Genomic DNA, 23,828 nt, shown 5'->3' on the forward strand with positions numbered 1-23,828 from the left:
TTATCGAGGCTTATTTTGATTCGTTATATTCCCGTTTCGCTCTCTCTGGTCGCCGCCGCCGTTTCCGGCGTGCTCTACGCTGCGCCGATAAATACGCCCGTACTCGCTACGATGGATAATTTCCGCGATATCGCTGGCACGACGTCTGTTTATACCACCAGCCACGACGGCACCCTGCGCACCGTCGTTTTTTATCGTTCTAATGCCCTGGCATTATCCTCCGCGGACCAGGCGACGCTGAGCACGCTCGGTATCAGCGATGTTTATGATTTGCGCACGGCCAGCGAAATCGCCAGCAGCCCGGACGTGATGCCCGACGGGGCGAGATATACCCATATTGATATCATCGGCAACACCGCTTCGGGCAGCAACATCACCTCAATAACGTTCAGTAGCGCCGCTGAAGCCAAAGCGATGATGCAGCAGACCAACGTCTCCTTCGTCAGCGATGCCGGGATGCGCGCCCGGTTCACCACGCTATTTAACGATCTGGCCAGCGCCGACGGCGCAGCGCTGTTCCATTGTACCGCGGGCAAGGACCGCACCGGCTGGACCGCCGCGATGCTGCTGAACATTGCCGGCGTCGATGAGGGGACCATTATGGAAAACTACCTCGCCACCAACGACTATACCCGCCAGCGCGTCGAAACGACCCTGGCGATGATGCCCCCCGCCATGGCGGCGATTTACGAGCCGCTGCTGGGCGTCGATGCCAGCTATCTTCAGGCCGGGCTGGATGAAATCAGCCGCGAGTACGGATCGGTGGATAACTATCTGAAGCAGGGCCTGGGGCTGTCGCAGGAGACGCTCTACGTCCTGCGCGGCAAAATGGTGCAGTACGGCCAGCTGCCGGGACAAAGCGAACTGCGGGGGAATGCGGCGCAGGGCGCTGCGCTGCTTAACGCCCTGCAAAACAGCGAGCTATCGGGCCGCTACACCGACTATAACTATTATCTGCAATCGGCCATTGATGCCGGAACCCTCGGCGGCGTGGAGACTCAGGTCGGCGGGCAGATTTACGCGGACGCCGCCAGCTACCTGCTGCGCAGCGGCTCGCGATTAGACAGGGCGTTAACGCCGAATATTGATAGCCGTCAGCTGCGGGATGGGGAAGGAAAACTGTGGCTGACCGGGCTTAGCGGCTATCTTGGCACCGATGGTTCCGCCCGCGCCGCCAGCAGTAATGAGCATACCACCGGCTCGCTGCTGGGCTATACCTGGCGGTTTAACGCGCAGCTTAGCGGCTACGGCACTCTGGGATATAGCTGGGGCTCGCTGGGCAGCGCCAGCGCCGATGCGGATGCCAACACCACTCTGCTGGGGTTCGGCGGTCGCTATGCTTTTGAGGATTTAAATCATGGCCTCTTTGCCGCCGCCGATCTTAACGCAGGCTGGATCGATTATAGCAGTACGCGCCGGCTGAATGGCGGGCTGGGTACGGCCACCGGCGATACCCATGGCCAGCTGGTTGGCGGCACGCTGCGCCTCGGCTACGTCAGTCCGCTCGATTTTGCCAGCGTTGAGTACGCCGTCGGGACCCGCCTGACCCAACTGCGGATGGACGCTTTCCGCGAAAGCGGCAGCGAGCTGGCGCTCAACGTCGACCGCGTCAGTGAAAATAACGCCAGCGGTATTGCCAATGTGAGTATCGCATTTCATTCGCAAAACGGCGGCGGCTGGCGCTTCGCGCCGGCGATAAATATCGGCTATGAACACAGTTTCAGCGGCCCTTCGGTACGCACTCAGGGACAGGTTTATCACTATGAGGTCGTACAGAACGCGGCCTTCGATAGCCGTGACATGGTCAACGCTGGCGCCAGTTTGAGCATCACGCGCGGTGCGCTGAGCCTGAACCTTGGCGGCCAGGCTGACGTCGCCAGCGGCGGCGACAGCCACGGCTACAGCGGCAGCCTTAGCGTGGGCTACGCCTTTTAAACATCCCCAGCAGGCCGCCGCCGCGGGCGGCCTGCTCTTAGCCACGAAAATGCAAAGCGGTTAAACATACACCGCCGAGGATCGGCGCATTTTTCGCCGCCATGGGCAAAACGAAACGCTGGCAGGAAAGGTAAAACAGAAATTATGTTTCAATCCGCTACTGGCAGCGGCAATCATCAATCTGATGCATGATTGTCCTTACCATAAAAAGTAGTTGATCTGGTATCGACAAGCTCTTATTTTGCTTCTCAGTTTTTAAACGAGATGAAACTGATGCCTACTATTACAGCCAGTAGTATGAAAGAAGCAAAAGAGTTAATGAATTGTGGGAAGTACAAAGAAATCGTTCTCAATTTCGATATTGATGCTGACGATTTTTTCACCCTCGCAACATCCCAGTCAGGAACAAAAGTCACCATCACAGACAGAAATAATCGCTCATCGGTCAAAGCAGAAAAATAATAAAAACCCCTGAGGCTCTTCTTATGCTGTTAGCTATTGGTACCGTCGCTGTTGCTTTTCTTTCCACGTTGATGCTGATCTGGCTTGACGATCGCATTACCGACCAGGATTAACGACCCGGGCCGGCGATAAGCCGCAAAACCGCCCGCCTCTGTGTTTCTCTCGCCCGTAGCCATCGGCTGCGGGCGATTCAAAAAACCCGCCAATCCCGTTTTCACATTACGCACTGATGATTTTCGCCCGCCGGCAGATCATGCATTCGCATAAAAACAGGGGCTTAAAGAAGAAAACGAGAAGGGAGCCCCGCGCCGCCGACGGCGCGGAGCACGGCGATTACAGCGACTTCGCCAGGCGCTCGACGGCGGTCATCAGACCCTCTGTCGACACCGTCGAGTAGGACAGGCGCAGCGTGCGGGTATCCGGGTTATCGTTATAGAACGCTTCTCCTGGTACGTAGACCACGCCATTTTCCAGCGTTTTCTTCATCCATTCCATGGTATCGAACGGATAACGGAAGCGAGCCCACAGGAACATACCGCCTTTAGGACGGCTGAACGCCAGATGCTCGCCAAGCTGCGATTCCAGCGCGTCGGCCAGCGCCACGCACTTCTTGCGGTAATCTTCGCGGATCAGGGCAATCTGGCTTTCCAGACGGTTCATGCTCAGGTATTCCGCGGTGATGACCTGCGAGAGCATATTAGTGTGCAGATCCGCCGCCTGTTTAACGATCACCGTCTGCTGCGCCAGCCAGTCCGGCATCACGATCCAGCCAATACGCATCCCCGGCGCGAGGATTTTGGAGAAGGTGGAGGTATAAACCACCTGATCTTCACAGCCCAGCTCAACCGCATACTGATACAGCGGGCGGCGAACTTCATCAGTGAAGCTGATTTCACCGTACGGATCGTCTTCGATAATGACGAAGTCGTGCTTTTTCGCCAGCTCAACCAGGCGGCGGCGACGAGCTTCGCTCAGGGTTTTCCCGCCAGGGTTGCCAAACGTCGGCACCAGGTAAACGGCTTTCACACGCGTGGTTTCCAGCAGATCGGCCAGCTGTTCCACCAGCATGCCGTCATCGTCGGTATCCACGCTGAGAATATTGGCCTGCGCCAGCTGGAAGACCTGCAGCGCCGCCAGATAGGTCGGACGCTCAACGACAATCGCATCACCCGGATCGAGCAGGGTGCGGGCGACGATATCCAGCGACTGCTGCGAACCGGAAGTGATATAGACATGACTTGCCGAACAGGCCACGCCGCGCGCCTGACACAGTTCGCTAACGGCCTGACGCAGCGGCGGATAACCTTCGGTCAAACCGTACTGGAACGCATCGTTAAAGCGCCCGTTCATCACCTGTTGCACCGCCAGGTTCAGGCCTTCGGTATCAAAAAGCTCCGGGGCCGGAATACCGCCGCCCAGAGAGATAACGCCGGGCAGCTTACTGTGCTTGAGGAGTTCGCGGACGGCGGAGGGCTTAAGTTCACCCGCGCGGGCGGCGAGTCGCCGATCGTGCATACTATTTTCCTTTTCTGTCTTGTTGTTGTGATGTTTTATCTATTTTTACCGTTCATTCCCCCGGTCGCACTATGCTCACTGGGGCTACGGGTTCGTATGTTCGGTAGCCCGGACAGATGCGCAGCATCGCCTCCGGGTTATTCTTCAGCATCCTGCGGCCTTCCCCCGGGGGCGGCGCGATGCGCCTTGCCCGGGCTACAAATGCCGCAGGTAACGAGAACCGCAGCCCGGATAAGGCGCTCACCGCCGCAATCCGGGGCCAAACTTAACGGCTATCTGTGTCTTTTAGCACGATTAACGGCTCAATATCGCTCTCTTTTTTAACTACCAGAGAATCATCTCCGCGCAGGCAGGTCCCGCCGTAGTTACCGCCGACGGTGAAGGTGCAAACCTGGATGTATTTGCCATCCACTTTTGGCAGGCACCATAGCTGCTGGTAGATATTTTTGCGGTCGAAAAACTGGCCGCTGGTTTTATCCAGCACTTCGTCCTGCGGGCCAATCAGGTCGATATTGTTGCCGCAGCGGCCCGAAATAGGCTTAACCGCATAGCCGCTTTCCGCCAGCTGCTCGTTGACCACAAAATCCGTATCCAGAAGATAGCGATGATTGGGGAACAGCGACCACAGCACCGGCAAAATCGCCTTGTTGCCGGGGATGACCGTCCACAGCGGCTCGAAGACTAATACTTCCGGGCGCAGCAGAACGTCTATCAGGCGCACTTCATTATTCGGGTGTCCGGTACGTATCGGCACCGCCGCGTACTCATCGGCGCTGACTTCCCGCACCTGCTCAATGGCGGTCTCCCATGCCCAGGTTTTCCAGACGCAGTTGACCAGACGACCGTCGGCATCAATCAGCTGCCCGGCGGCATCCCAGCGCAGCTCATCCAGGCCAAACAGAATTTTGCTCTCGAAGCCGGCCTGGGTCAGCGAGCGCTGGATAAACTGCGCGTGGTAGTTCTCCTCCAGATCCTTATCCTGCATGATGTGCACGAATGGGCGCGCCCGGCTGTGCTTCCACGCTCCGGCCAGCTCATCCAGCAGATTTTCCGCCGGGTTGTGACCGGTGCCGTAGTAGCCCTGCTTCAGCCACTGCTCGAGGATCAGCCCGCCTTCGGTATGGCAGGACGCGGAATCGGCGTTGTACTCATACACCTTGAGCCCGCGCTCATCCATACAAAAATCCATGCGGCCGGTAATCATATGATGGCGACGGCGCTGCCACGAGAGGCGCAGACGCGGCCAGAGAATTTTCGGAATATCGAACAGCGCCAGCAGGCTGTCATCCTTCATCACCTTGTCGGTGGCGTGCAGGTACATCAGATGCAGCTCATTGGTGGCTTTGATAAGCTCCTGCTCGGCGCTTTCGGTGATGGTGAAATACTGGTAAGGGTCTTTATTGATGACGTGGCCGTTGGCTTCCACGTAGGCTTTTTGCAGCGAATCTTTCTCGTTGAGCCAGTTGCCGCGGTATTGGCCTTTATTCGGCAGACGCGCGCCTTTGATGGCCATCGCCTCACCCGGCAGCACCGGCTGCGGCAGGCTGTGCTCGGTATCGGCGGTTTGGATCATCCAGCCGAGGATTTCGGTATCGGCAAAGGTGTCTTTAATCGTGTAGAGGCCGTTTTTCACTTCCAGCGTCAGCTCGCGGGTCCACTGCTGGCCCTGCGGCAGCGGCGAGTGAATGACGTTCTGTTCGGCGATCCTGACCTTATTCCCTATCAGTTGCGTAATCACCGCCACGTGGCCCGTGTGCTTAAACTCGCCGCCTTTCTGCCAGATCAGCAGTGAGCCGGCGAGAGGCGGACGGCGGGAGCCGTTGGCGAACGCCTGCAGCGGCAGAATATTGTCGTTGACCACCTCGCGGAGAAAACGCAGGGAGAAGATTTCGTAGGCCATGCCGACATCGGTGAAAACAAAACCGTAGGTGAGGAACAGAAAGCGGCGCGCGAACTCCACGCACTGCCATTTGTGCCCCATATACTCATTACCGATATAGCTGCGGAACGTGGCGTCATCCGGATAATCTTGCGGATTTAAGCTACTGTAATTAGAAGAATAAATCGCCACGCCGCCCGGTGCGTAGCCTAATAGTGTACCAAACGGGGCGTCACTGCTTGTGGAACCTTTGCTCATTTAGCCTGACCTCAAATTAATGCAGCCCGGGCAGTTGGCGAAACAAAACTCCCTCTTCTTATCCTGCCGCAGGCACTTACCAGACAGAGGTGGAATGATGATACCACTCATTCGATTCGCTAATCGTGCCCTTAAGGAAAATAAGCCTGCGCCCCCGGGCAAAAGTGATATCGTTATTTGAGATAAAAAAACAATCAGGAGTCGACAATGAGCACACCATCGCATCTGACCGCCCAACCGCTGGTCTGGGGGCATGGCCCCCGCACCTTTGAGGTGTTCCTCGAACCCACCTGTCCTTTCTCCGTGCGGGCATTTAATAAGCTTGATGACCTGCTGGATGAAGTTGGCGCGGATAACGTGACGATCAAAATTCGTCTGCAGTCTCAACCGTGGCATCTGTTTTCCGGCGTCATCGTCCGCTGCATTCTCGCAGCCTCAACCCTGCCGCACGGCCGCGAGCAGGCGCATAAGGTGCTTAAAGCCGTCGCCGACCACCGTGAAGAGTTTGAGTTTACCGACCACTGCAGCGGGCCGAACATGAACGCCACGCCGCAGCAGATTATCGAGCGTATCGAACGCTATAGCCACGTCTCGCTGGCCGCGGCGTTTGCCCGCCCGGAGCTGCAAAACGAGATCAAATGGCATAGCAAGTACGCGCGCCAGAACGGCATCCACGTGTCGCCGACCTTTGTGGTTAACGGCCTGGTGCAGGCGGATCTCGGCAGCGGCGACGACGTCAGCGTATGGGCCGCGCGGATTCTGGCTTAGTACGACTCTCCCGCGCCGGCGCGGTAACGCCAGCGACACGACATCAACACCTCACTAAAAAGGCAGATCAGCATGTCAGAGAATAACTACCAGCCACCTAAAGTGTGGGAATGGAAGCAAAACAACGGCGGCGCATTCGCCAATATCAACCGTCCCGTCTCCGGCGCAACGCACGATCGGGAGCTGCCGGTGGGCGCGCATCCGCTTCAGCTCTATTCGCTGGGGACGCCCAACGGCCAGAAAGTGACCATTATGCTGGAAGAGCTGCTGGCGTTAGGCGTCAGCGGCGCGGAGTACGACGCCTGGCTGATTCGCATCGGCGAAGGCGATCAGTTCTCCAGCGGCTTTGTCGAGGTTAATCCGAACTCAAAAATCCCCGCGCTCCGCGACCACTCCACCACTCCGCCGACCCGCGTTTTTGAATCCGGCAGCATCCTGCTCTATCTGGCGGAAAAGTTCGGCTTCTTCCTGCCCAAAGATCCGGCAGGCCGCGCCGAAACCCTCAACTGGCTGTTCTGGCTGCAGGGCTCGGCCCCGTTCCTCGGCGGCGGCTTTGGCCACTTCTTCAGCTATGCGCCGGTGAAAATCGAATACGCGATCGACCGCTTTACGATGGAAGCCAAGCGCCAGCTTGACGTGCTGGACAAGCAGCTTGCCCGCGGCCGTTTTGTGGCAGGAGAGGAGTACACCATCGCCGACATGGCCATCTGGCCGTGGTACGGCAACGTGGTGCTGGGGAATGTTTACAACGCCGCCGAGTTCCTGGATGCCGGTAGCTATAAAAACGTGCTGCGCTGGGCGCAGGATGTGGGTAAGCGCCCCGCCGTTCAGCGCGGGCGGATGGTTAACCGCACCTCAGGCCCGCTCAACGAGCAGCTTCACGAGCGCCATGACGCCAGCGACTTCGACACGCAAACCGAAGATAAACGCCAGGCGTAGCGCCCATGCCCGCCGGAGGCTTCCGCCTCCGGTTTTTAGCGCAAATACTTCTCAAACCACGCCAGCGTGCGTTGCCAGGCCAGGTCAGCCGCGGCCCGGTCATAGCGCGGCGTGGAGTCATTATGAAAGCCGTGGTTAACACCCTGATAAATATAGGCCTCGTAGACTTTATTGTGTGCCTTCAGCGCTTTTTCATAGGCGGGCCAGCCTTCATTAATGCCGCTATCGAGTCCGGCATAATGCAGCAGCAGCGGCGCTTTAATTTTATCGACCTCATTTAGCGGCGGCTGGCGGCCGTAAAACGGCACCGCGCAGGCCAGCTCAGGGATCGCCACCGCCGCCGCGTTGCTGACGCCGCCGCCGTAGCAGAACCCGGTGATACCGACCTTCCCCGTCGCCTGCGGATGCTTCGCCATAAACGCGACCGCCGCAAAGAAATCATTCATCAGCTTCACGGGATCGACTTTCTGCTGTAGCGCGCGGCCTTCATCATCATTACCGGGATAGCCGCCGACGGAACTCAGGCCATCCGGCGCCAGCGCGATATAGCCCGCTTTCGCCACCCGCCGGGCAACGTCTTCAATATAGGGATTCAGGCCGCGATTCTCATGAACCACCACCACGGCGGGCGCTTTGTCGGCTATTTTCACCGGCGTCACCTGATAAGCCCGCACTTCGCCGTGGCCGTCAGGAGAAGGGTAATGAATATACTCCGGACGGATATCCGGGTCGGTAAACGCCACCTGCTCCGCCAGAGCATAGTCGGGCTTCAGCAGGTTAAACAGCGCCAGCGCGGTCATCCCGCCGACGGTATACTTCCCCGCCAGCTGGAGAAACTCGCGTTTGCTGATTTTGCCGTGGGCGTAGTAGTCATAGTATTCGAGCAGCTGCTGCGGAAAATCTTTGGCCGTTAGTCGCGTCATCACCCTGCCTCCGTTATTAAGCGCCCTTTAAGCAAAGCAGAAGCCCGGACATACGCCAGCGGAGAAAAGCAGAAACGGGGAGTAAAAAGCCCAGCGGCCAACACCGCCGGGAGAGGAGGGATCAGTGTTTCACTTTGGTCAGACGATCGAGGTAGCCCATCACAAAGGCCGACAGCACAAAGGTCAGGTGGATGATGACGTACCACATCAGCTTATTGTCCGGGACGTTTTTCGCATCCATAAACACCCGCAGCAGATGAATGGAAGAGATCGCCACGATGGAGGCGGCAACCTTATTTTTCAGCGAAGTGGCGTCCATTTTGCCCAGCCAGCTGAGCTTCTCCTTGCCCTCGTTGATATCCAGCTGGGAAACAAAATTTTCATAGCCGGAGAACATCACCATCACCAGCAGACCGCCCACCAGGGTCATATCCACCAGCGACAGCAGGGTCAGAATCATATCCGACTCACTGACGCTGAAAATATGCGGCAGTATGCGGAAGATCTCCTGAAAAAATTTGATCGTCAGCGCAATCAAACCGAGCGAAAGGCCAAAATAAACCGGCGCCAGCAGCCAGCGCGAGGCGTACATAGCATTTTCCAGAAAGCGTTCCATAAGATCCTGTCAGTTAACATAAACGGCCGCCATTATACCGCAACAGGGCAACGTTATAGCAACAGGCGTCCAACAAGAGAGCGATTCGAGGAGATAAAAAAGGCTGGCGCAAGGCCAGCCTGAGAAGATGGGTGGAGAGAGGTTACTTCGCTTTGACGGTTTCTTCGCCCACCAGGCCAATCTTCAGATAGCCCGCCTGGTGCAGGGTATCCATAACCTTCATCATCGTCTCGTAGTCCACGGTTTTATCCGCGCGGAAGAAGACGGTGGTGTCTTTCTTGCCTTCGGTCAGCGCATCCAGCGAGGCGATCATGCTCTCGTCGGTAATGGGGTCATTGCCGAGGAACATGGTTTTATCCGCCTTCACCGACAGATAGATCGGCTTTTCCGGACGCGGCTGCGGCTGGCTGGAGGAAGCAGGCAGATTCACCTTCACGTCGACGGTAGCCAGCGGCGCCGCCACCATAAAGATGATTAACAGCACCAGCATGACGTCGATAAACGGCGTCACGTTGATGTCGTGCATTTCGCCGTTATCATCGAGGTTTTCGTTAAAATGCATCGCCATAAAGCATTAACCTACGCGTAGTTTCTGGGCGGTACGTACCGGCTTAACGCCGCTGGCGCTCAGGTCCAGGTCGCGGCTTTGCAGCAGCAGAACCTGGGCGGCGACATCGCCAAGGGACGCTTTGTAGCTGGCGATCATGCGGGCAAAAATGTTGTAGATGACCACCGCCGGAATCGCAGCGAACAGGCCAATTGCCGTGGCCAGCAGCGCTTCCGCGATACCCGGAGCAACCACCGCCAGGTTAGTGGTCTGGGTCTGGGCAATCCCGATAAAGCTGTTCATGATGCCCCAGACGGTACCAAACAGGCCGACGAACGGGGAAATCGCGCCGATGGTCGCCAGATAACCGTTGCCGCGTCCCATGTAACGACCCACCGCCGCCACGCGACGCTCCAGTCGGAAACCGGTACGTTCTTTAATGCCTTCGTTATCTTCAGAACCCGCGGAAAGCTCCAGCTCGTTCTGCGCCTCGTTGATCAAGCGCGAGGTCAGGCTTTTCGCATCGAAACCGTTAGCGATGTCGCTGGCCTGGTCGAGAGAGCGTGCTTCAGCAACCAGCTGCTGTTCGCGCTTGAGGCGGCGCTTGCTGGCCAGGATCTCTGCGCCTTTGCCGAAAAAGATAGCCCATGTGACTACCGACGCCAGAATCAGGCCGATCATCACTACCTTAACGACAATATCGGCATGATGATACATACCCCAAACGGAGAGATCCGCCTGCATCAAATTATTACCCACACTGTATCTCCAGGACGTAAATCACAAAATCTGCGCACAATAATATCAAAACGACATCGAATTGATAGTGGTTCTCATTAGTATTTACACTGTGCAGCAAATCACGTTTATTTTCCTTGCGCTTACGCAGTAAAAAAGTTGCTGACCCCGCCGTTGATAAAATTTTTACCTGTATCCGCCGCGACCCGGTACATCAACGGGCATTCATGTTAGTTTAGACGTCCAGACGTATAAAAACAGGTTATCTGAACATGGCTGATAAACATCTTGATACTGCGCTGGTTCACGCCGGGCGCAGCAAAAAATACACCCTGGGCTCGGTAAACAGCGTCATTCAGCGCGCCTCATCGCTGGTTTTCGACACCGTCGAAGCGAAAAAGCACGCGACGCGCAACCGCGCCAAAGGCGAGCTGTTCTACGGGCGTCGCGGGACGCTGACCCATTTCTCCCTGCAGGAAGCGATGTGCGAGCTGGAAGGCGGCGCCGGCTGCGCCCTCTTCCCCTGCGGCGCGGCGGCGGTCGCGAATACCATTCTGGCGTTCGTCGAGCAGGGCGACCATATTCTGGTGACCAACACCGCCTATGAGCCTACCCAGGATTTCTGTACGAAAATTCTCGCCAAACTCGGCGTCACCACCGGCTGGTTCGACCCGCTCATCGGCGGCGATATCGCTCGTCTGGTGCAGCCGAACACCCGCGTGGTGTTCCTCGAATCCCCCGGCTCCATCACCATGGAAGTCCATGATGTTCCGGCGATCGTCGCGGCGGTACGTCGCGTCGCTCCCGAAGCCATCATTATGATCGACAACACATGGGCGGCGGGCGTGCTGTTTAAAGCGCTGGAGTTTGGTATCGATATCTCCATTCAGGCCGGCACCAAATATCTGATCGGCCATTCCGACGCGATGGTGGGTACCGCCGTGTCCAATGAGCGCTGCTGGGCGCAGCTGCGCGAAAACGCCTATCTGATGGGGCAAATGGTGGATGCCGATACCGCCTATATGACCAGCCGCGGCCTGCGCACCCTGGCCGTCCGCCTGCGTCAGCACCATGAAAGCAGCCTGCAGATTGCCGAATGGCTGGCGCAGCATCCGCAGGTGGCGCGCGTGAATCATCCCGCCCTGCCCGGCAGCAAAGGCCATGAGTACTGGAAGCGCGACTTCACCGGCAGCAGCGGTCTGTTCTCTTTCGTGCTCAATAAACGCCTGACCGACGCCGAACTCTCCGCTTATCTGGACCACTTCAGCTTGTTCAGCATGGCCTACTCCTGGGGCGGCTTTGAATCGCTGATTTTAGCCAACCAGCCGGAACACATTGCCGCAATCCGTCCTGATGCTGAAGTTGATTTCAGCGGCACGCTGATCCGCCTTCATGTCGGGTTAGAAAATGTTACCGATCTGCTGGATGATTTAGCGGCGGGCTTCGCGCGTATCGTGTAAAGTGACAGTCAGTGGCAACAATAGCGGACGTTTTTTAGAAAAACGGCCGCTTTAGTTGCGCCCGGGATCAAGGTGCCCGAGCCTCTTCAGGAGTACACTAGACAAAAAACACGGTACCACTTAGGAAAGTCCATGGTTGTCATTCAAGAAATTGTCGCCGCGCTGTGGCAGCATGATTTTGCCGCGTTGGCAAACCCCCACGTTGTGGGCGTTGTATATCTGGTCATGTTCGCAACCCTGTTTCTGGAAAACGGTCTGCTGCCCGCCTCATTTTTACCGGGCGATAGCCTGCTGCTGCTCGCCGGGGCGCTCATCGCCAAAGGCGTAATGGACTTTGTACCTACGGTCGCCATTTTAACCGCCGCGGCCAGCCTCGGCTGCTGGCTGAGCTATATCCAGGGGCGCTGGCTGGGTAACACCGTTACGGTTAAGCGCTGGCTTGGGCATCTGCCGCATAAGTACCATCAGCGGGCAACCTGCATGTTTGACAAACACGGCCTGCTGGCGCTGCTGGCCGGGCGTTTCCTGGCGTTTGTTCGCACCCTTCTGCCTACCATGGCGGGCATTTCCGGGCTGCCAAACCGCCGCTTCCAGTTCTTCAACTGGCTGAGCGCGCTGCTGTGGGTTGGCGTAGTCACCGGTCTGGGCTATGCGCTGAGCATGATTCCCTTCGTTAAGCGCCATGAAGATCAGGTTATGACCTGCCTGATGATTCTGCCTATCGCGCTGCTGATCGCCGGGCTGCTCGGTACGGTTATCGTGGTGATTAAAAAGAAATACTGTAACGCCTGATCGTTTACCGGGGCGGCGCGAATTCGCCGCCCTTACATCGTTCGTCACATCCCCTGAATCGTTCTGATACGCGCCGCATCCTCCCCCGGCGTCATGCCGAAATAACGCTTAAACTCGCGGCTGAACTGCGACGCGCTTTCATACCCCACCCGCATCGCCGCCGCGCTGGCCTTCATACCATCGTGGATCATCAGCATGCGCGCTTTATGCAGGCGATAGGTTTTCAGGTATTGCAGCGGGGAGGTGCTGGTGACCGATTTAAAGTTATGGTGGAACGCCGAGACGCTCATATTCGCTTCCGCCGCCAGCTGATCGACGCTGAGGTTCTCTGTGTACTGGCTTTCAATACGCTTCAATACGCGGCTAATCAGGCTGAAGTGGGTCTGACGACTGACCAGCGCCAGCAGCGCCCCCCCGCACGGCCCGGTCAGCACGTGATAGAGAATTTCGCGGATAATCTGTTTGCCAAGAATGCGCGCGTCCAGCGGGCGCTCCATGACATCCAGCAGGCGCTCCGCCGCGCACAATATCTCTTCGGACAGTACCGCAGAGTTGATCCCGCTCGACGCCATGGACGGCTGAAACTGCTCATCTTCCCCGATATCCATCAGCAGTTCTTGCAGCTGAAGAATATCGACGTTCAGCCGAATCCCCGCCAGCGGGACTTCCGGAGTGGCGAAGGTTTCGCATTCAAACGGCAGCGGTACCGTCAGCAGCAGATACTCATTGGTGTCATAGCGAAAGGTACGCTCGTTAATGTAGCCAATTTTATGCCCGGAAAAGAGAAAAACGATCCCCGGCTGATACATAACCGGCGTGCGCGTCCCCGGCTGGGTACCGTACAGCAGGCGAATATCCGGCAGCAGAGCACTAAGAATTTCTTCTTTATCTTTCAGCTGATTAACCTTATGCGTTAATAGCTGGCATATCTCAGCGCGGTTCATTTATCGTGCTTCTCCGAACGTTTTTATACCTTCGCATTGTGCGCACTTCCGGCGAATTTCTCCAGCCCCAAGGAGAAATGGGCAAGACAACGGCAGGAATGTGCATTGAGGGGAACGGCCCGCGGGAACACAATGTCCGTCATCTGGCAGAGGTATTGTCTCTGTTGGCGGTTTTATCTATTTGAGGGCACCAGCCATGAATAATTTCGACCTACATACCCCAACCCGCATTCTGTTCGGTAAAGGCGCGATTGAAAATCTGCGCGATCAAATCCCGGCGGATGCACGCGTGCTTGTCACCTACGGCGGCGGTAGCGTGAAGAAAACCGGCGTGCTTGATCAGGTTCTGAGCGCGCTGAACGGCATTGACGTTCGGGAATTTGGCGGCATCGAGCCAAACCCGTCCTACGAAACGCTGATGAACGCGGTGAAAATCGCGCGTGATGAAAAGATCACTTTCCTGTTGGCGGTGGGCGGCGGCTCCGTTCTCGACGGCACCAAATTCATCGCCGCGGCGGCCCACTATGCGGCCGATAGCGATCCGTGGGAAATCCTCGAAACCTACGGCAGCAAAGTGGCCAGCGCTATCCCGATGGGCTCCGTGCTGACGCTGCCGGCGACCGGTTCCGAATCCAATAAAGGCGCGGTGATCTCGCGTAAAACCACCGGCGACAAACGCGCGTTTATGTCCACCCACGTCCAGCCGGTGTTCGCTATTCTGGATCCGGTTTACACCTACACCCTGCCGCCGCGCCAGGTGGCTAACGGCGTCGTTGACGCATTTGTCCATACCGTTGAGCAGTACGTTACCTATCCGGTCGACGGCAAAATCCAGGACCGCTTTGCCGAAGGTATTCTGCTGACCCTGGTGGAAGACGGCCCGAAAGCGCTGAAAGAGCCGGAAAACTACGACGTTCGCGCCAATATTATGTGGGCGGCCACCCAGGCGCTGAACGGCCTGATTGGCGCAGGCGTGCCGCAGGACTGGGCGACCCATATGCTCGGCCACGAGCTGACCGCCATGCACGGTCTCGATCACGCCCAGACGCTGGCTATCGTTCTGCCGGCCCTGTGGAATGAAAAACGCGATGCTAAACGCGCCAAGCTGCTGCAGTACGGCGCCCGCGTCTGGAACATCACCGAAGGTTCCGAGGAAGAGCGCATTGACGCCGCCATCGCCGCAACGCGTGATTTCTTCGAACAGATGGGCGTCCCGACGCGCCTTTCCGCCTACGGTCTGGATGGCAGCTCCATCCCGGCGCTGCTGGCGAAACTGGAAGAGCACGGCATGACCCAGCTCGGTGAAAATCAGGATATTACGCTGGACGTCAGCCGCCGTATTTACGAGGCTGCGCGCTAATCAACGCCCTCTCCGACGCGTAAACTCGCGCAAAGGAGAGGAGTTTAACTACCGTTTTTAGCTATTTCGTCCAGACTTAATGCTACCCCTCAGCGGAATTTATTCCGCTGAGTTCATTAACAGGAGGAAGGCATGACACATCCAACCGTTATAAAACTACACGACGGCAACCTGATGCCGCAGCTGGGGCTCGGCGTGTGGAAAGCAGGCAACGAGGAAGTCGTCTCCGCCATTCATAAGGCGCTGGAAGTCGGTTATCGCTCGTTTGACACCGCCGCCGTGTACCAGAATGAAACCGGCGTCGGCAATGCGTTAAGCAGCGCAGGCGTCGCCCGCGATGAGCTGTTCGTCACCACGAAACTGTGGAATGACGATCAAAAACAGCCCAAAGAAGCGCTGCAGGAAAGCCTTAAAAAACTGAAGCTCGACTACGTCGACTTATACCTCATTCACTGGCCGGTTCCGGCAACTAACCATTACGTCGACGCCTGGAAAAGCTTAATTGAGCTGCAGCAGCAGGGACTGGCAAAAAGCATCGGCGTCTGTAATTTCCAGGTTCATCATCTGCAAAAAATCATCGATGAAACCGGCGTCGCTCCGGTGATAAACCAGATTGAACTTCACCCGCTGATGCAGCAGCGCCAGCTTCACGCCTGGAATGCGACGCATAAGATCCAGACCGAGTCCTGGAGCCCGCTTGCGCAGGGCGGCGAAGGGGTATTCGATCAGAAAATTATTCGTCAACTGGCGGATAAATACGGTAAAACCCCGGCGCAGATCGTTATCCGCTGGCATCTCGACAGCGGCCTGGTGGTGATCCCGAAATCGGTGACGCCATCGCGCATTGCCGAGAATTTTAACGTCTGGGACTTCCGTCTTGATAAAGATGAATTGAGTGAAATCACTAAACTGGACCAGAACAAACGCCTGGGACCCGACCCGGATCAGTTCGGCGGTTAACCTTTCCTGCTCCGTCGGCTTCCGGCGGAGCATCGCTTTGCTATCTGGCTAAAACCACGTACATTCAGGGTTTATTGCAATCAAATGGATGCGTGCTGATGAGCTGTATTTTCTGCCAAATTGTTGAGGGGAAAGCCCCCTGCCATAAGGTGTGGGAAGATGAACACCACCTCGCCTTTCTCTCTATTTTCCCTAATACCGACGGTTTTACGGTCGTGATCCCGAAGAAGCACTACCCCAGCTATGCGTTTGATATGCCGCCGCAGGCATTGGCCGATCTGGTGCTGGCTACGCAGAAGGTGGCGAAGCTTCTGGATAAAGCCTTTGATGACGTGGGCCGTACGGGGATGTTTTTTGAAGGCTATGGCGTTGACCATGTCCACAGCAAACTCAGCCCGATGCACGGCACCGGCGATATGACCCAGTGGCGGCCTATCGAGTCGCGTCAGACTAAGTTTTTTGCGCAATATGAAGGCTATCTCTCTTCCAACGATCATGAGCGGGCGGATGATGAAAAGCTGGCGGCGCTGGCGGCCAGAATCAGAGAGGCATAGCCATAGAATTTGCTTTGCCGTTTGGCAAGCGGCTGACCGGGCCCGGAATTATCAGGCCCGGTCATACAGAAGCGCCAGCGGGCAGGCAGCCGAATTAACGACCGACAACCTTACCGCGTTTTACGGGCTTCTTCGCCGTCGCCCCGCCGTTCGAGCGCTGGTGCACAATCGGCGTATGCTTGGTCAGCGCCGGACGGGTATGGCGGTTCTGGCGACGCGCTTCGCGCATTTCGTCGATCGTCGGCGCCGGTACCAGGCAATCGCGACGGCTGCCGATCAGGTGCTTTTTACCCATGGTTTCCAGCGCCTGGCGGATCAGCGGCCAGTTGGCCGGATCGTGATAGCGCAGCAGCGCCTTGTGCAGGCGGCGCTGTTTGTCACCCTTCGGCACCACCACATCCTCACTCTTATAGCCAATCTTACCCAGCGGGTTCTTGCCGGTGTAATACATGGTGGTCGAGTTCGCCAGCGGCGACGGATAGAAGTTCTGCACCTGATCCAGGCGGAAACGATGCTGTTTAAGCCACAGCGCCAGATTCACCATATCTTCATCCCGCGTGCCGGGGTGGGCGGAAATAAAGTATGGGATCAGATACTGCTCTTTACCGGCCTGCTTCGAATAGGTATCAAACAGCTGCTTAAAGCGATCGTAGCTGCCCATACCCGGCTTCATCATTTTCGACAGCGGTCCCTCTTCCGTATGCTCCGGGGCAATCTTCAGATAGCCGCCAACGTGGTGGGTAGCCAGCTCTTTGATATAGCGCGGGTCTTCAACGGCGATGTCGTAACGTACGCCGGAAGCGATGAGGATCTTTTTGATGCCTTTCAGGTCACGGGCGCGGCGATAGAGATTAATCGTCGGCTCATGGTTAGTGTCCATATGCGGGCAGATATCCGGATAAACGCATGACAGGCGGCGGCAGGTCTGCTCGGCGCGCGGCGACTTGCAGCGCAGCATATACATGTTGGCCGTTGGGCCGCCAAGATCGGAAATAATGCCGGTAAAACCGGGAACCGTGTCGCGAATCGCTTCGATTTCATTGATGATCGAATCTTCGGAACGGCTCTGAATGATACGCCCCTCATGCTCGGTAATTGAGCAGAAGGAACAGCCGCCAAAACAGCCGCGCATAATGTTAATCGAGAAGCGGATCATCTCGTAGGCCGGAATGCGGGCATCGCCGTATGAGGGATGCGGAACGCGCTTATACGGCAGGGCAAACACGCTATCCATCTCTTCGGTGGAGAGCGGGATTGCGGGCGGGTTAACCCAGATATAGCGCTCGCCGTGCTTCTGCATCAGCGCGCGGGCGCAGCCGGGGTTGGTTTCATGGTGCAGAATACGCGACGCGTGCGCGTAGAGAACCTTGTCGCCTTTCACCTTCTCAAAGGAAGGCAGCAGGACGTAGGTCTTCTCCCACGGCTTCGGACGCGGGGGCTGCACGGTAACGCGCTTCGCTTCCTGTTTTGGCGGCGCGACGGTTTTGTTATCCGCGCACGGCAAATCTTCACCGTACGGATGCGGAATCGGGTCGATTTTCCCCGGCGTATCCAGACGCGTGGAATCCACTCCGCTCCAGCCCGGCAGCGCCTCTTTCACCATGATGGCGGTGTTGCGTACGTCACGAATTTGCCCGATGGGCTCGCCGGCGGCCAGACGGTGCGCCACTTCCACCAGCGGACGCTCGCCGTTGCCGAACATCAGCATATCGGCTTTGGAGTCCACCAGAACCGAGCGACGCACGGTATCAGACCAGTAGTCGTAGTGCGCGGTACGGCGCAGGCTGGCTTCGATACCGCCGAGGATCACCGGGACATCTTTCCAGGCTTCTTTACAGCGCTGGGTATAGACCAGCGTGGCGCGATCCGGGCGTTTACCGGCAACGTTACCCGCCGTGTAGGCATCGTCATGACGCAGCTTGCGGTCGGCGGTGTAGCGGTTGATCATCGAATCCATGTTGCCGGCGGTGACGCCGAAGAACAGATTCGGTTTACCCAGGCGCATAAAATCGTTTTTATTATTCCAGTCCGGCTGGGAAATAATCCCCACGCGAAACCCTTGCGCTTCCAGCATGCGTCCGCAAATCGCCATGCCGAAGCTCGGGTGATCGACATAGGCATCGCCGGTAACCAGAATGATGTCGCAGCTATCCCAGCCAAGTTGATCCATCTCTTCTCGCGACATCGGCAAGAACGGCGCGGGGCCAAAGCAGGCGGCCCAGTACTGCGGCCAGGAGAAAAGGTCACGATCCGGTTGGATCAGGGATATTGCGCTCATATTGCTTCCGGGGAAATGATAAAAAAATAATCAAAAAGGGCGGCGATTATAAGCCGGAACGATGGAAGAAATGAAGGAGGTTTTTCCAATCCCGGCCGCATGGAACCGGGACAGAATAAATTACGGCGCCGGATTCACCAGAATCTGGCCAATGGAGCCCCGGTCGGCAAGCTCCAGCGTCTGGCTTAAATACTGGAACGGGAAGTGCGGCCAGGAGGGCTGATTGTAATAGACCAACAGTTCAACCTGGCCGTCGATCCAGACGGTATCCTTCCAGCCGCGATCTTCCGGGAACGGCGCGGAGCCGTTGACGTTACGCACCTGGAACATGACGCCTTCAATATGGAACGACTGCGGCCGATCGGCGCGCACAATCCAGCGCTCCCAGGTGCCCTGCTGCGCCGTAATATCGATACGCTGCGGATCCCACAGCTGACCGTTGATCCCCGGATCGTCGCCAAGGGTGATCTCACGGCTGCGAATCGCCGCGCCGGCCAGAATTTCCGTCGGCAGCAAACGCACGGGCAGACTATCGGTCACCAGCGGCAGCAGGCCCGTCGGGCGCAATGTCAGAATCAGCGTGGAGATCAGAATGCTCGACGGTTCGAAGAAGCCGCGAATACGATCGACGATGCTTGCCGCTTCCCCGCAGGTGATCGACACTTCATCGCCGTTGGTCATATCGACCAGAATTTCTCGACGCTCGCCCGGCGCCAGCGACAGCTGCTTCAGCGAAACCGGCGCGGGCAGGAGCCCCTGGTCACCGGAAATCACGTGCAGCAATCGGCCATCGCTCATCTGCAGCTGATAGCGACGGGAGTTGGATGCATTCAGCAGGCGCAGGCGCACCCAGCCGCGCGACACCTCAACGAAAGGCCCCTGTACGCCGTTCACCAGCAGCGTATCGCCCACGAAACCACCGCTACCGGGCTCGCTGTATTCAGGCGTACCGAAGTTATCCAGACGCTTGTCCTGAATAATCACCGGAAAATCATCCACGCCGTAGTGATTGGGGATCGGCAGATTCTTACTGACATCATCTTCCACCAGCCACATGCCGGCCAGGCCGTTATAGACCTGTTTTGCCATATGGTTTGGGGTGTTGGCCTGATACCACAGGGTCGCCGCGCTTTGGCGGATTGGCAGTACCGGCGCCCAGTCGGCGTTAGCGGACATCATGCGCGCGGCGCCGCCGATCAGCGGACCGGGGACCTGCAGACCACGGATGGTCATCGCCACGTTTTCCGTCAGGCGGTTGCTGTAGATCAGCTTGACATCGTCGCCGTTCCAGACGCGAATGGTTGGCCCCATATAGCGACCGTTAATCCCCCACACCGAGGCGCGGGTACCGGGCGTAAACGACCAGTGCGCGCGCTGTAGCGTCAAGAATAGCGGCTGCCCGCGGCGGGACTCCAGCAGAGGGGGGATCGGCAGCGCAGGCTGCTGGCCAGCGGCCTGTGCCTTCAGCGGCGCGGCGCCCGCGCACAGCGCTACGCCTGAAGCCTTAATGAACTGACGCCGACTGAGTGACATATTAACTCCATGAAATACTGACTAATTAATAAGGGAATTCGTTTCCCGCCAGCAATCCGCGCGCTGTTTGCGGCGTTTCCTGTGTTATTTCTTTGCGGCCGCTTCGCGTTCGGCAACTTCTTTATCCAGCTCAGCGATTTTCGCGGACATCAGCTCGCGGCAGTGCGTCGCCAGCGCGCGAACGCCCTCTTTTCCATACTGGCTGGTATCTACCGGCGGCAGCATTTCTACAATCACCAGACCGTTATTCAGGCGATTGAGATTAATTTTATTCGATGTATTAGACACGCACACCGGAATAATTGGCACGCCAGCCGCGACAGCGGCATGAAAAGCGCCGGTTTTAAAAGGCAGCAAACCGCGGCCGCGGCTGCGGGTCCCTTCCGGAAACATCCAAAAAGAGATATTGCGCTTTTTAAATGCGTTCACGACTTCGGCAATAGTGCCATGCGCCTTTGCCCGGTTATTGCGATCGATCAGCAGGTTCCCCGTGAGCCAGTAGAGCTGGCCGAAAAAGGGGATCCACGCCAGGCTCTTTTTACCCACGGTCACGGTCGGCGGCTGCACGATATTTGATGCCGTCACCATATCATAGTTATTCTGGTGGTTAGCGATATAGATAGCGTTGCCGTAGCTTTCCGCGTCGGCTGGCTTGCGCAGCTCGACTTTCAGGCCGAAGACCGGCGACAGTTTGCCAAACAGGTGGCCGAAGGTGGCGACGTGCTTAGGGTTACGCGGGCTGAACAGACAATAAATACAGCCGAAGATGCAGACCAGAATACAATAGATGACAACGATAATTAGTCGAAAAATAAATAGCATAGCTACCTCTGAAACCCAAACCGCTTAGAATTATACTCGCTGTTTCGCAGATTGCAGGCATCGGGCATCATTGCAAAGCGCGTTGCGCATCTCGAATGACGCTGGCGGATATTGTTCATCGCAATGCCTGAATAAACAACGATTTTGCGGTAAATATTAACCTCCCCCGCCGAACCGCGGGGGAGGATGCTCCTACTCTTCGCTATCGCCCGCGGAGGCGCGACGCGGTGAATCAATCTCCACCCGGTCAATTTTCTGTAATCCGCGCATCAGAGAGCCGCGGCGGCCGCGCTCGCCGGTGACTTTTTGCAGCTCTTCCGGACGTAGTTTGATTTTCCGTTTGCCGACGTGAATCGTCAGCGTACTTTGCGGCGGCAGAACGAACAGGTGCGCCAGGCCATCCTGGCCCGCAGCCGCTTCCGCCGACGGAATACTGATGATCTTGTTGCCTTTGCCTTTCGACAGCTGCGGCAGGTCGCTCACCGGGAACATCAGCATGCGGCCGGCTGCGGTAATGGCCAGCAGCATATCGGACTCATCCTCAATCACCAGCGGCGGCATTACGTGCGCGTTATCCGGAAGGCTAATCAACGTCTTACCGGCACGATTGCGCGCGACCAAATCGTTGAAAGTACAAATAAACCCGTAGCCTGCGTCGGAAGCCAGCAGCAGTTTTTGGTCATCGGCCTCCATCAGCATATGTTCTACCGTCGCCCCCGGCGGCAGCGTCAGCTTACCGGTGAGCGGCTCGCCCTGTCCGCGTGCGGACGGCAGGGTGATTGGGTCAATCGCGTAGCTACGCCCGGTGGTGTCAATAAAGACCACCGGCTGATTGCTCTTCCCTTTCACTGCGGCTTTAAAACTGTCGCCCGCTTTATAGTTCAGCCCCGGCGCGTCGATATCGTGGCCTTTGGCGCTGCGCACCCAGCCGCTCTGCGACAGAACGATGGTGACCGGCTCGGACGGCAGCATATCGTGCTCGCTCATCGCTTTCGCTTCTTCACGCTCGCGCAGCGGCGAACGGCGATCGTCGCCAAAGGCGTCGGCGTCGGCCTGCAGCTCTTTCTTCAGCAGGTTATTCATTTTGCGTTCAGACGCCAGAATGGCCTGCAGATGGTCGCGCTCTTTTTCCAGCTCATTCTGCTCACCGCGAATCTTCATCTCTTCCAGCCGGGCGAGATGGCGCAGTTTTAACTCCAGAATCGCTTCCGCCTGAGTTTCGCTGATGCCAAAGCGCGACATCAGGGCCGGCTTCGGCTCATCTTCGTGACGGATAATTTCGATAACTTCATCGATATTCAGAAACGCCACCAGCAAACCTTCCAGGATATGCAGGCGCTTAAGGACTTTTTCCAGACGGTAGCTGAGACGACGGCGCACGGTATCGCGGCGGAAAGTCAGCCATTCCGAGAGGATTTCCAGCAGATTTTTTACCGCCGGACGGTTATCGAGCCCGATCATATTCAGGTTGATACGATAGCTCTTTTCCAGATCGGTCGTCGCGAACAGGTGGTTCATCACCTGCTCCATATCCACGCGGTTAGAGCGCGGGACGATCACCAGGCGAGTCGGGTTTTCGTGATCCGATTCGTCGCGCAGGTCATCCACCATCGGCAGCTTTTTGTTGCGCATCTGGGCGGCGATCTGCTCGAGCACGCGGGCGCCGGAAACCTGATGCGGCAGCGCGCTGATCACCACCGCGCCGTCTTCTTTCGTCCACACCGCGCGCATCCGCACCGAACCGCGGCCGTTCTGGTAGATTTTGCGGATCTCGGCGCGGGGGGTGATGATTTCCGCTTCGGTCGGGTAATCCGGCCCCTGTACGATATCCAGCAGATCGTCCAGCGAGGTCTGCGGTTTTTCAATCAGGGTAATGGCCGCCTGAGCGACTTCACGCAGGTTGTGCGGCGGAATATCCGTCGCCATGCCGACGGCAATGCCGGTAGTGCCGTTGAGCAGAATATTAGGCAAGCGCGCAGGCAGCATCTTCGGCTCCTGCAAAGTGCCGTCGAAGTTCGGTACCCAGTCAACGGTGCCCTGCCCCAGTTCGCTCAGCAGCAGTTCAGCATACTTCGACAAACGGGATTCGGTATAACGCATCGCGGCGAAGGATTTAGGATCGTCCGGTGCCCCCCAGTTCCCTTGACCATCAACCAGCGGATAGCGGTAAGAGAAGGGTTGCGCCATCAGCACCATGGCTTCATAGCAGGCGCTATCGCCGTGCGGATGGTATTTACCCAGCACGTCGCCGACGGTGCGGGCGGACTTTTTGAACTTGGCGCTGGCGTTGAGACCCAGCTCAGACATCGCATAGACGATGCGACGCTGGACCGGCTTCAGGCCATCGCCAATAAACGGCAGCGCCCTGTCCATGATGACGTACATGGAGTAGTTCAGGTAGGCGTTTTCCGTAAATTCATGCAGCGCAAGGCGCTCTGCCATATCGCTCATTAATCGTGAATCCTCAATCTGCGTACCGGCCGTTCGGACGGCAAAACTACCGGCGATAATACCCTATCTGACGCCCTGAGTCACAGGGCGTTAG

General features: G+C 57.3%; 20 protein-coding genes and 1 pseudogene. 9 read left to right on the forward strand and 12 right to left on the reverse strand.

Annotated elements, in window-relative coordinates; translation table 11 throughout:
• Nucleotides 1-15 precede the first annotated feature (15 nt).
• On the forward strand, nt 16-1,935 hold the full coding sequence (locus tag CDA56_RS11125) for a tyrosine-protein phosphatase (RefSeq protein ID WP_102803249.1): 1,920 nt from the start codon (nt 16-18) through the stop codon (nt 1,933-1,935).
• Between the two features lie 273 nt (nt 1,936-2,208).
• Nucleotides 2,209-2,397, forward strand: a complete 189-nt coding sequence (locus CDA56_RS11130) for a hypothetical protein (protein ID WP_014226855.1) — start codon at nt 2,209-2,211, stop codon at nt 2,395-2,397.
• Between the two features lie 333 nt (nt 2,398-2,730).
• Here the strand turns inward: CDA56_RS11130 and CDA56_RS11135 are convergent, their stop codons facing one another.
• The 3 genes from CDA56_RS11135 to CDA56_RS31535 form a co-directional block, all read right to left on the reverse strand.
• Nucleotides 2,731-3,912 (reverse strand): aminotransferase-like domain-containing protein, encoded by a 1,182-nt coding sequence (locus CDA56_RS11135; RefSeq protein ID WP_014226856.1) that lies wholly within the window; start codon nt 3,910-3,912, stop codon nt 2,731-2,733.
• Nucleotides 3,913-4,177: 265 nt separating this feature from the next.
• The gene (gene gss, locus CDA56_RS11140; protein WP_009654105.1) at nt 4,178-6,049 is read right to left on the reverse strand and encodes a bifunctional glutathionylspermidine amidase/synthase; all 1,872 of its coding nucleotides are present in this window, start codon (nt 6,047-6,049) and stop codon (nt 4,178-4,180) included.
• A gap of 76 nt (nt 6,050-6,125) precedes the next feature.
• Entirely contained in the window at nt 6,126-6,269 is a 144-nt protein-coding gene (locus CDA56_RS31535; protein ID WP_305955792.1) for a hypothetical protein, read from the reverse strand.
• Here CDA56_RS31535 and CDA56_RS11145 point away from each other — a divergent pair.
• Together CDA56_RS11145 and yghU are read left to right on the forward strand one after the other, a co-directional pair.
• Nucleotides 6,257-6,817, forward strand: a complete 561-nt coding sequence (locus CDA56_RS11145) for a DsbA family protein (RefSeq protein WP_103813976.1) — start codon at nt 6,257-6,259, stop codon at nt 6,815-6,817. The two genes, CDA56_RS31535 and CDA56_RS11145, sit on opposite strands and share 13 nt — an antisense overlap.
• Before the next feature lie 72 nt (nt 6,818-6,889).
• Nucleotides 6,890-7,756 carry a glutathione-dependent disulfide-bond oxidoreductase gene (gene yghU, locus CDA56_RS11150; protein WP_014226859.1) on the forward strand — a complete coding sequence of 289 codons (867 nt, stop codon included), beginning with the start codon at nt 6,890-6,892 and terminating at the stop codon, nt 7,754-7,756.
• A gap of 35 nt (nt 7,757-7,791) precedes the next feature.
• Here yghU and yghX read toward each other — a convergent pair whose 3' ends face one another.
• The 4 genes from yghX to exbB all read right to left on the reverse strand — a co-directional run bounded on the left by yghX (nt 7,792) and on the right by exbB (nt 10,601).
• Nucleotides 7,792-8,679: a YghX family hydrolase gene (gene yghX / locus CDA56_RS11155; protein ID WP_064375102.1), complete on the reverse strand. Its 888-nt coding sequence runs from the start codon at nt 8,677-8,679 to the stop codon at nt 7,792-7,794.
• Nucleotides 8,680-8,800: 121 nt separating this feature from the next.
• Nucleotides 8,801-9,295: a TIGR00645 family protein gene (locus tag CDA56_RS11160; RefSeq protein WP_103813978.1), complete on the reverse strand. Its 495-nt coding sequence runs from the start codon at nt 9,293-9,295 to the stop codon at nt 8,801-8,803.
• A 142-nt stretch (nt 9,296-9,437) separates the two neighbouring features.
• Nucleotides 9,438-9,863 carry a TonB system transport protein ExbD gene (gene exbD / locus CDA56_RS11165; protein ID WP_014226862.1) on the reverse strand — a complete coding sequence of 142 codons (426 nt, stop codon included), beginning with the start codon at nt 9,861-9,863 and terminating at the stop codon, nt 9,438-9,440.
• Nucleotides 9,864-9,869: 6 nt separating this feature from the next.
• Nucleotides 9,870-10,601 (reverse strand): tol-pal system-associated acyl-CoA thioesterase, encoded by a 732-nt coding sequence (gene exbB, locus CDA56_RS11170; protein ID WP_032692873.1) that lies wholly within the window; start codon nt 10,599-10,601, stop codon nt 9,870-9,872.
• 251 nt (nt 10,602-10,852) lie between these two features.
• On the opposite strand from exbB, the gene metC reads away from it, so the two are divergent.
• Together metC and yghB are read left to right on the forward strand one after the other, a co-directional pair.
• Nucleotides 10,853-12,040: a cystathionine beta-lyase gene (metC, locus tag CDA56_RS11175; RefSeq protein WP_032692874.1), complete on the forward strand. Its 1,188-nt coding sequence runs from the start codon at nt 10,853-10,855 to the stop codon at nt 12,038-12,040.
• Between the two features lie 132 nt (nt 12,041-12,172).
• Entirely contained in the window at nt 12,173-12,832 is a 660-nt protein-coding gene (gene yghB, locus CDA56_RS11180; protein WP_004125241.1) for a DedA family general envelope maintenance protein YghB, read from the forward strand.
• A gap of 44 nt (nt 12,833-12,876) precedes the next feature.
• Here yghB and CDA56_RS11185 read toward each other — a convergent pair whose 3' ends face one another.
• On the reverse strand, nt 12,877-13,776 hold the full coding sequence (locus tag CDA56_RS11185; protein WP_102803250.1) for an AraC family transcriptional regulator: 900 nt from the start codon (nt 13,774-13,776) through the stop codon (nt 12,877-12,879).
• Nucleotides 13,777-13,972: 196 nt separating this feature from the next.
• Between CDA56_RS11185 and yqhD the strand changes: the two genes are divergently transcribed.
• The 3 genes from yqhD to CDA56_RS11200 all read left to right on the forward strand — a co-directional run bounded on the left by yqhD (nt 13,973) and on the right by CDA56_RS11200 (nt 16,650).
• The gene (yqhD, locus tag CDA56_RS11190) at nt 13,973-15,136 is read left to right on the forward strand and encodes an alcohol dehydrogenase (RefSeq protein WP_032692877.1); all 1,164 of its coding nucleotides are present in this window, start codon (nt 13,973-13,975) and stop codon (nt 15,134-15,136) included.
• Nucleotides 15,137-15,268: 132 nt separating this feature from the next.
• Nucleotides 15,269-16,096, forward strand: coding sequence for a 2,5-didehydrogluconate reductase DkgA (gene dkgA, locus CDA56_RS11195; RefSeq protein WP_025105927.1), 828 nt, complete (start codon nt 15,269-15,271; stop codon nt 16,094-16,096).
• Nucleotides 16,097-16,194: 98 nt separating this feature from the next.
• Nucleotides 16,195-16,650, forward strand: a complete 456-nt coding sequence (locus CDA56_RS11200; protein WP_102803251.1) for an HIT family protein — start codon at nt 16,195-16,197, stop codon at nt 16,648-16,650.
• A 127-nt stretch (nt 16,651-16,777) separates the two neighbouring features.
• On the opposite strand, the pseudogene CDA56_RS11205 reads toward CDA56_RS11200, so the two are convergent.
• The 4 genes and pseudogenes from CDA56_RS11205 to parC form a co-directional block, all read right to left on the reverse strand.
• Nucleotides 16,778-19,018 (reverse strand): annotated as a pseudogene (locus CDA56_RS11205) (YgiQ family radical SAM protein); the annotation flags it as partial.
• 30 nt (nt 19,019-19,048) lie between these two features.
• Entirely contained in the window at nt 19,049-20,461 is a 1,413-nt protein-coding gene (gene ftsP, locus CDA56_RS11210; RefSeq protein ID WP_004854230.1) for a cell division protein FtsP, read from the reverse strand.
• Between the two features lie 84 nt (nt 20,462-20,545).
• The gene (gene plsC, locus CDA56_RS11215) at nt 20,546-21,283 is read right to left on the reverse strand and encodes a 1-acylglycerol-3-phosphate O-acyltransferase (protein WP_004125254.1); all 738 of its coding nucleotides are present in this window, start codon (nt 21,281-21,283) and stop codon (nt 20,546-20,548) included.
• Nucleotides 21,284-21,475: 192 nt separating this feature from the next.
• On the reverse strand, nt 21,476-23,734 hold the full coding sequence (gene parC, locus CDA56_RS11220) for a DNA topoisomerase IV subunit A (protein WP_025105924.1): 2,259 nt from the start codon (nt 23,732-23,734) through the stop codon (nt 21,476-21,478).
• Between the last annotated feature and the right edge of the window lie 94 nt (nt 23,735-23,828).

The organism is Klebsiella michiganensis, assembly GCF_002925905.1.
GTDB lineage: Bacteria > Pseudomonadota > Gammaproteobacteria > Enterobacterales > Enterobacteriaceae > Klebsiella > Klebsiella michiganensis.

Bases quoted from the DNA above. Each gene is read 5' to 3' on its own strand.
- CDA56_RS11130 (WP_014226855.1), top strand. From the start codon at position 2,209: ATGCCTACTATTACAGCCAGTAGTATGAAAGAAGCAAAAGAGTTAATG.
- CDA56_RS11135 (WP_014226856.1), bottom strand. From the start codon at position 3,912: ATGCACGATCGGCGACTCGCCGCCCGCGCGGGTGAACTTAAGCCCTCC.
- gss (WP_009654105.1), bottom strand. From the start codon at position 6,049: ATGAGCAAAGGTTCCACAAGCAGTGACGCCCCGTTTGGTACACTATTA.
- CDA56_RS11145 (WP_103813976.1), top strand. From the start codon at position 6,257: ATGAGCACACCATCGCATCTGACCGCCCAACCGCTGGTCTGGGGGCAT.
- CDA56_RS31535 (WP_305955792.1), bottom strand. From the start codon at position 6,269: ATGGTGTGCTCATTGTCGACTCCTGATTGTTTTTTTATCTCAAATAAC.
- yghU (WP_014226859.1), top strand. From the start codon at position 6,890: ATGTCAGAGAATAACTACCAGCCACCTAAAGTGTGGGAATGGAAGCAA.
- yghX (WP_064375102.1), bottom strand. From the start codon at position 8,679: ATGACGCGACTAACGGCCAAAGATTTTCCGCAGCAGCTGCTCGAATAC.
- CDA56_RS11160 (WP_103813978.1), bottom strand. From the start codon at position 9,295: ATGGAACGCTTTCTGGAAAATGCTATGTACGCCTCGCGCTGGCTGCTG.
- exbD (WP_014226862.1), bottom strand. From the start codon at position 9,863: ATGGCGATGCATTTTAACGAAAACCTCGATGATAACGGCGAAATGCAC.
- metC (WP_032692874.1), top strand. From the start codon at position 10,853: ATGGCTGATAAACATCTTGATACTGCGCTGGTTCACGCCGGGCGCAGC.
- yghB (WP_004125241.1), top strand. From the start codon at position 12,173: ATGGTTGTCATTCAAGAAATTGTCGCCGCGCTGTGGCAGCATGATTTT.
- CDA56_RS11185 (WP_102803250.1), bottom strand. From the start codon at position 13,776: ATGAACCGCGCTGAGATATGCCAGCTATTAACGCATAAGGTTAATCAG.
- yqhD (WP_032692877.1), top strand. From the start codon at position 13,973: ATGAATAATTTCGACCTACATACCCCAACCCGCATTCTGTTCGGTAAA.
- dkgA (WP_025105927.1), top strand. From the start codon at position 15,269: ATGACACATCCAACCGTTATAAAACTACACGACGGCAACCTGATGCCG.
- CDA56_RS11200 (WP_102803251.1), top strand. From the start codon at position 16,195: ATGAGCTGTATTTTCTGCCAAATTGTTGAGGGGAAAGCCCCCTGCCAT.
- ftsP (WP_004854230.1), bottom strand. From the start codon at position 20,461: ATGTCACTCAGTCGGCGTCAGTTCATTAAGGCTTCAGGCGTAGCGCTG.
- plsC (WP_004125254.1), bottom strand. From the start codon at position 21,283: ATGCTATTTATTTTTCGACTAATTATCGTTGTCATCTATTGTATTCTG.
- parC (WP_025105924.1), bottom strand. From the start codon at position 23,734: ATGAGCGATATGGCAGAGCGCCTTGCGCTGCATGAATTTACGGAAAAC.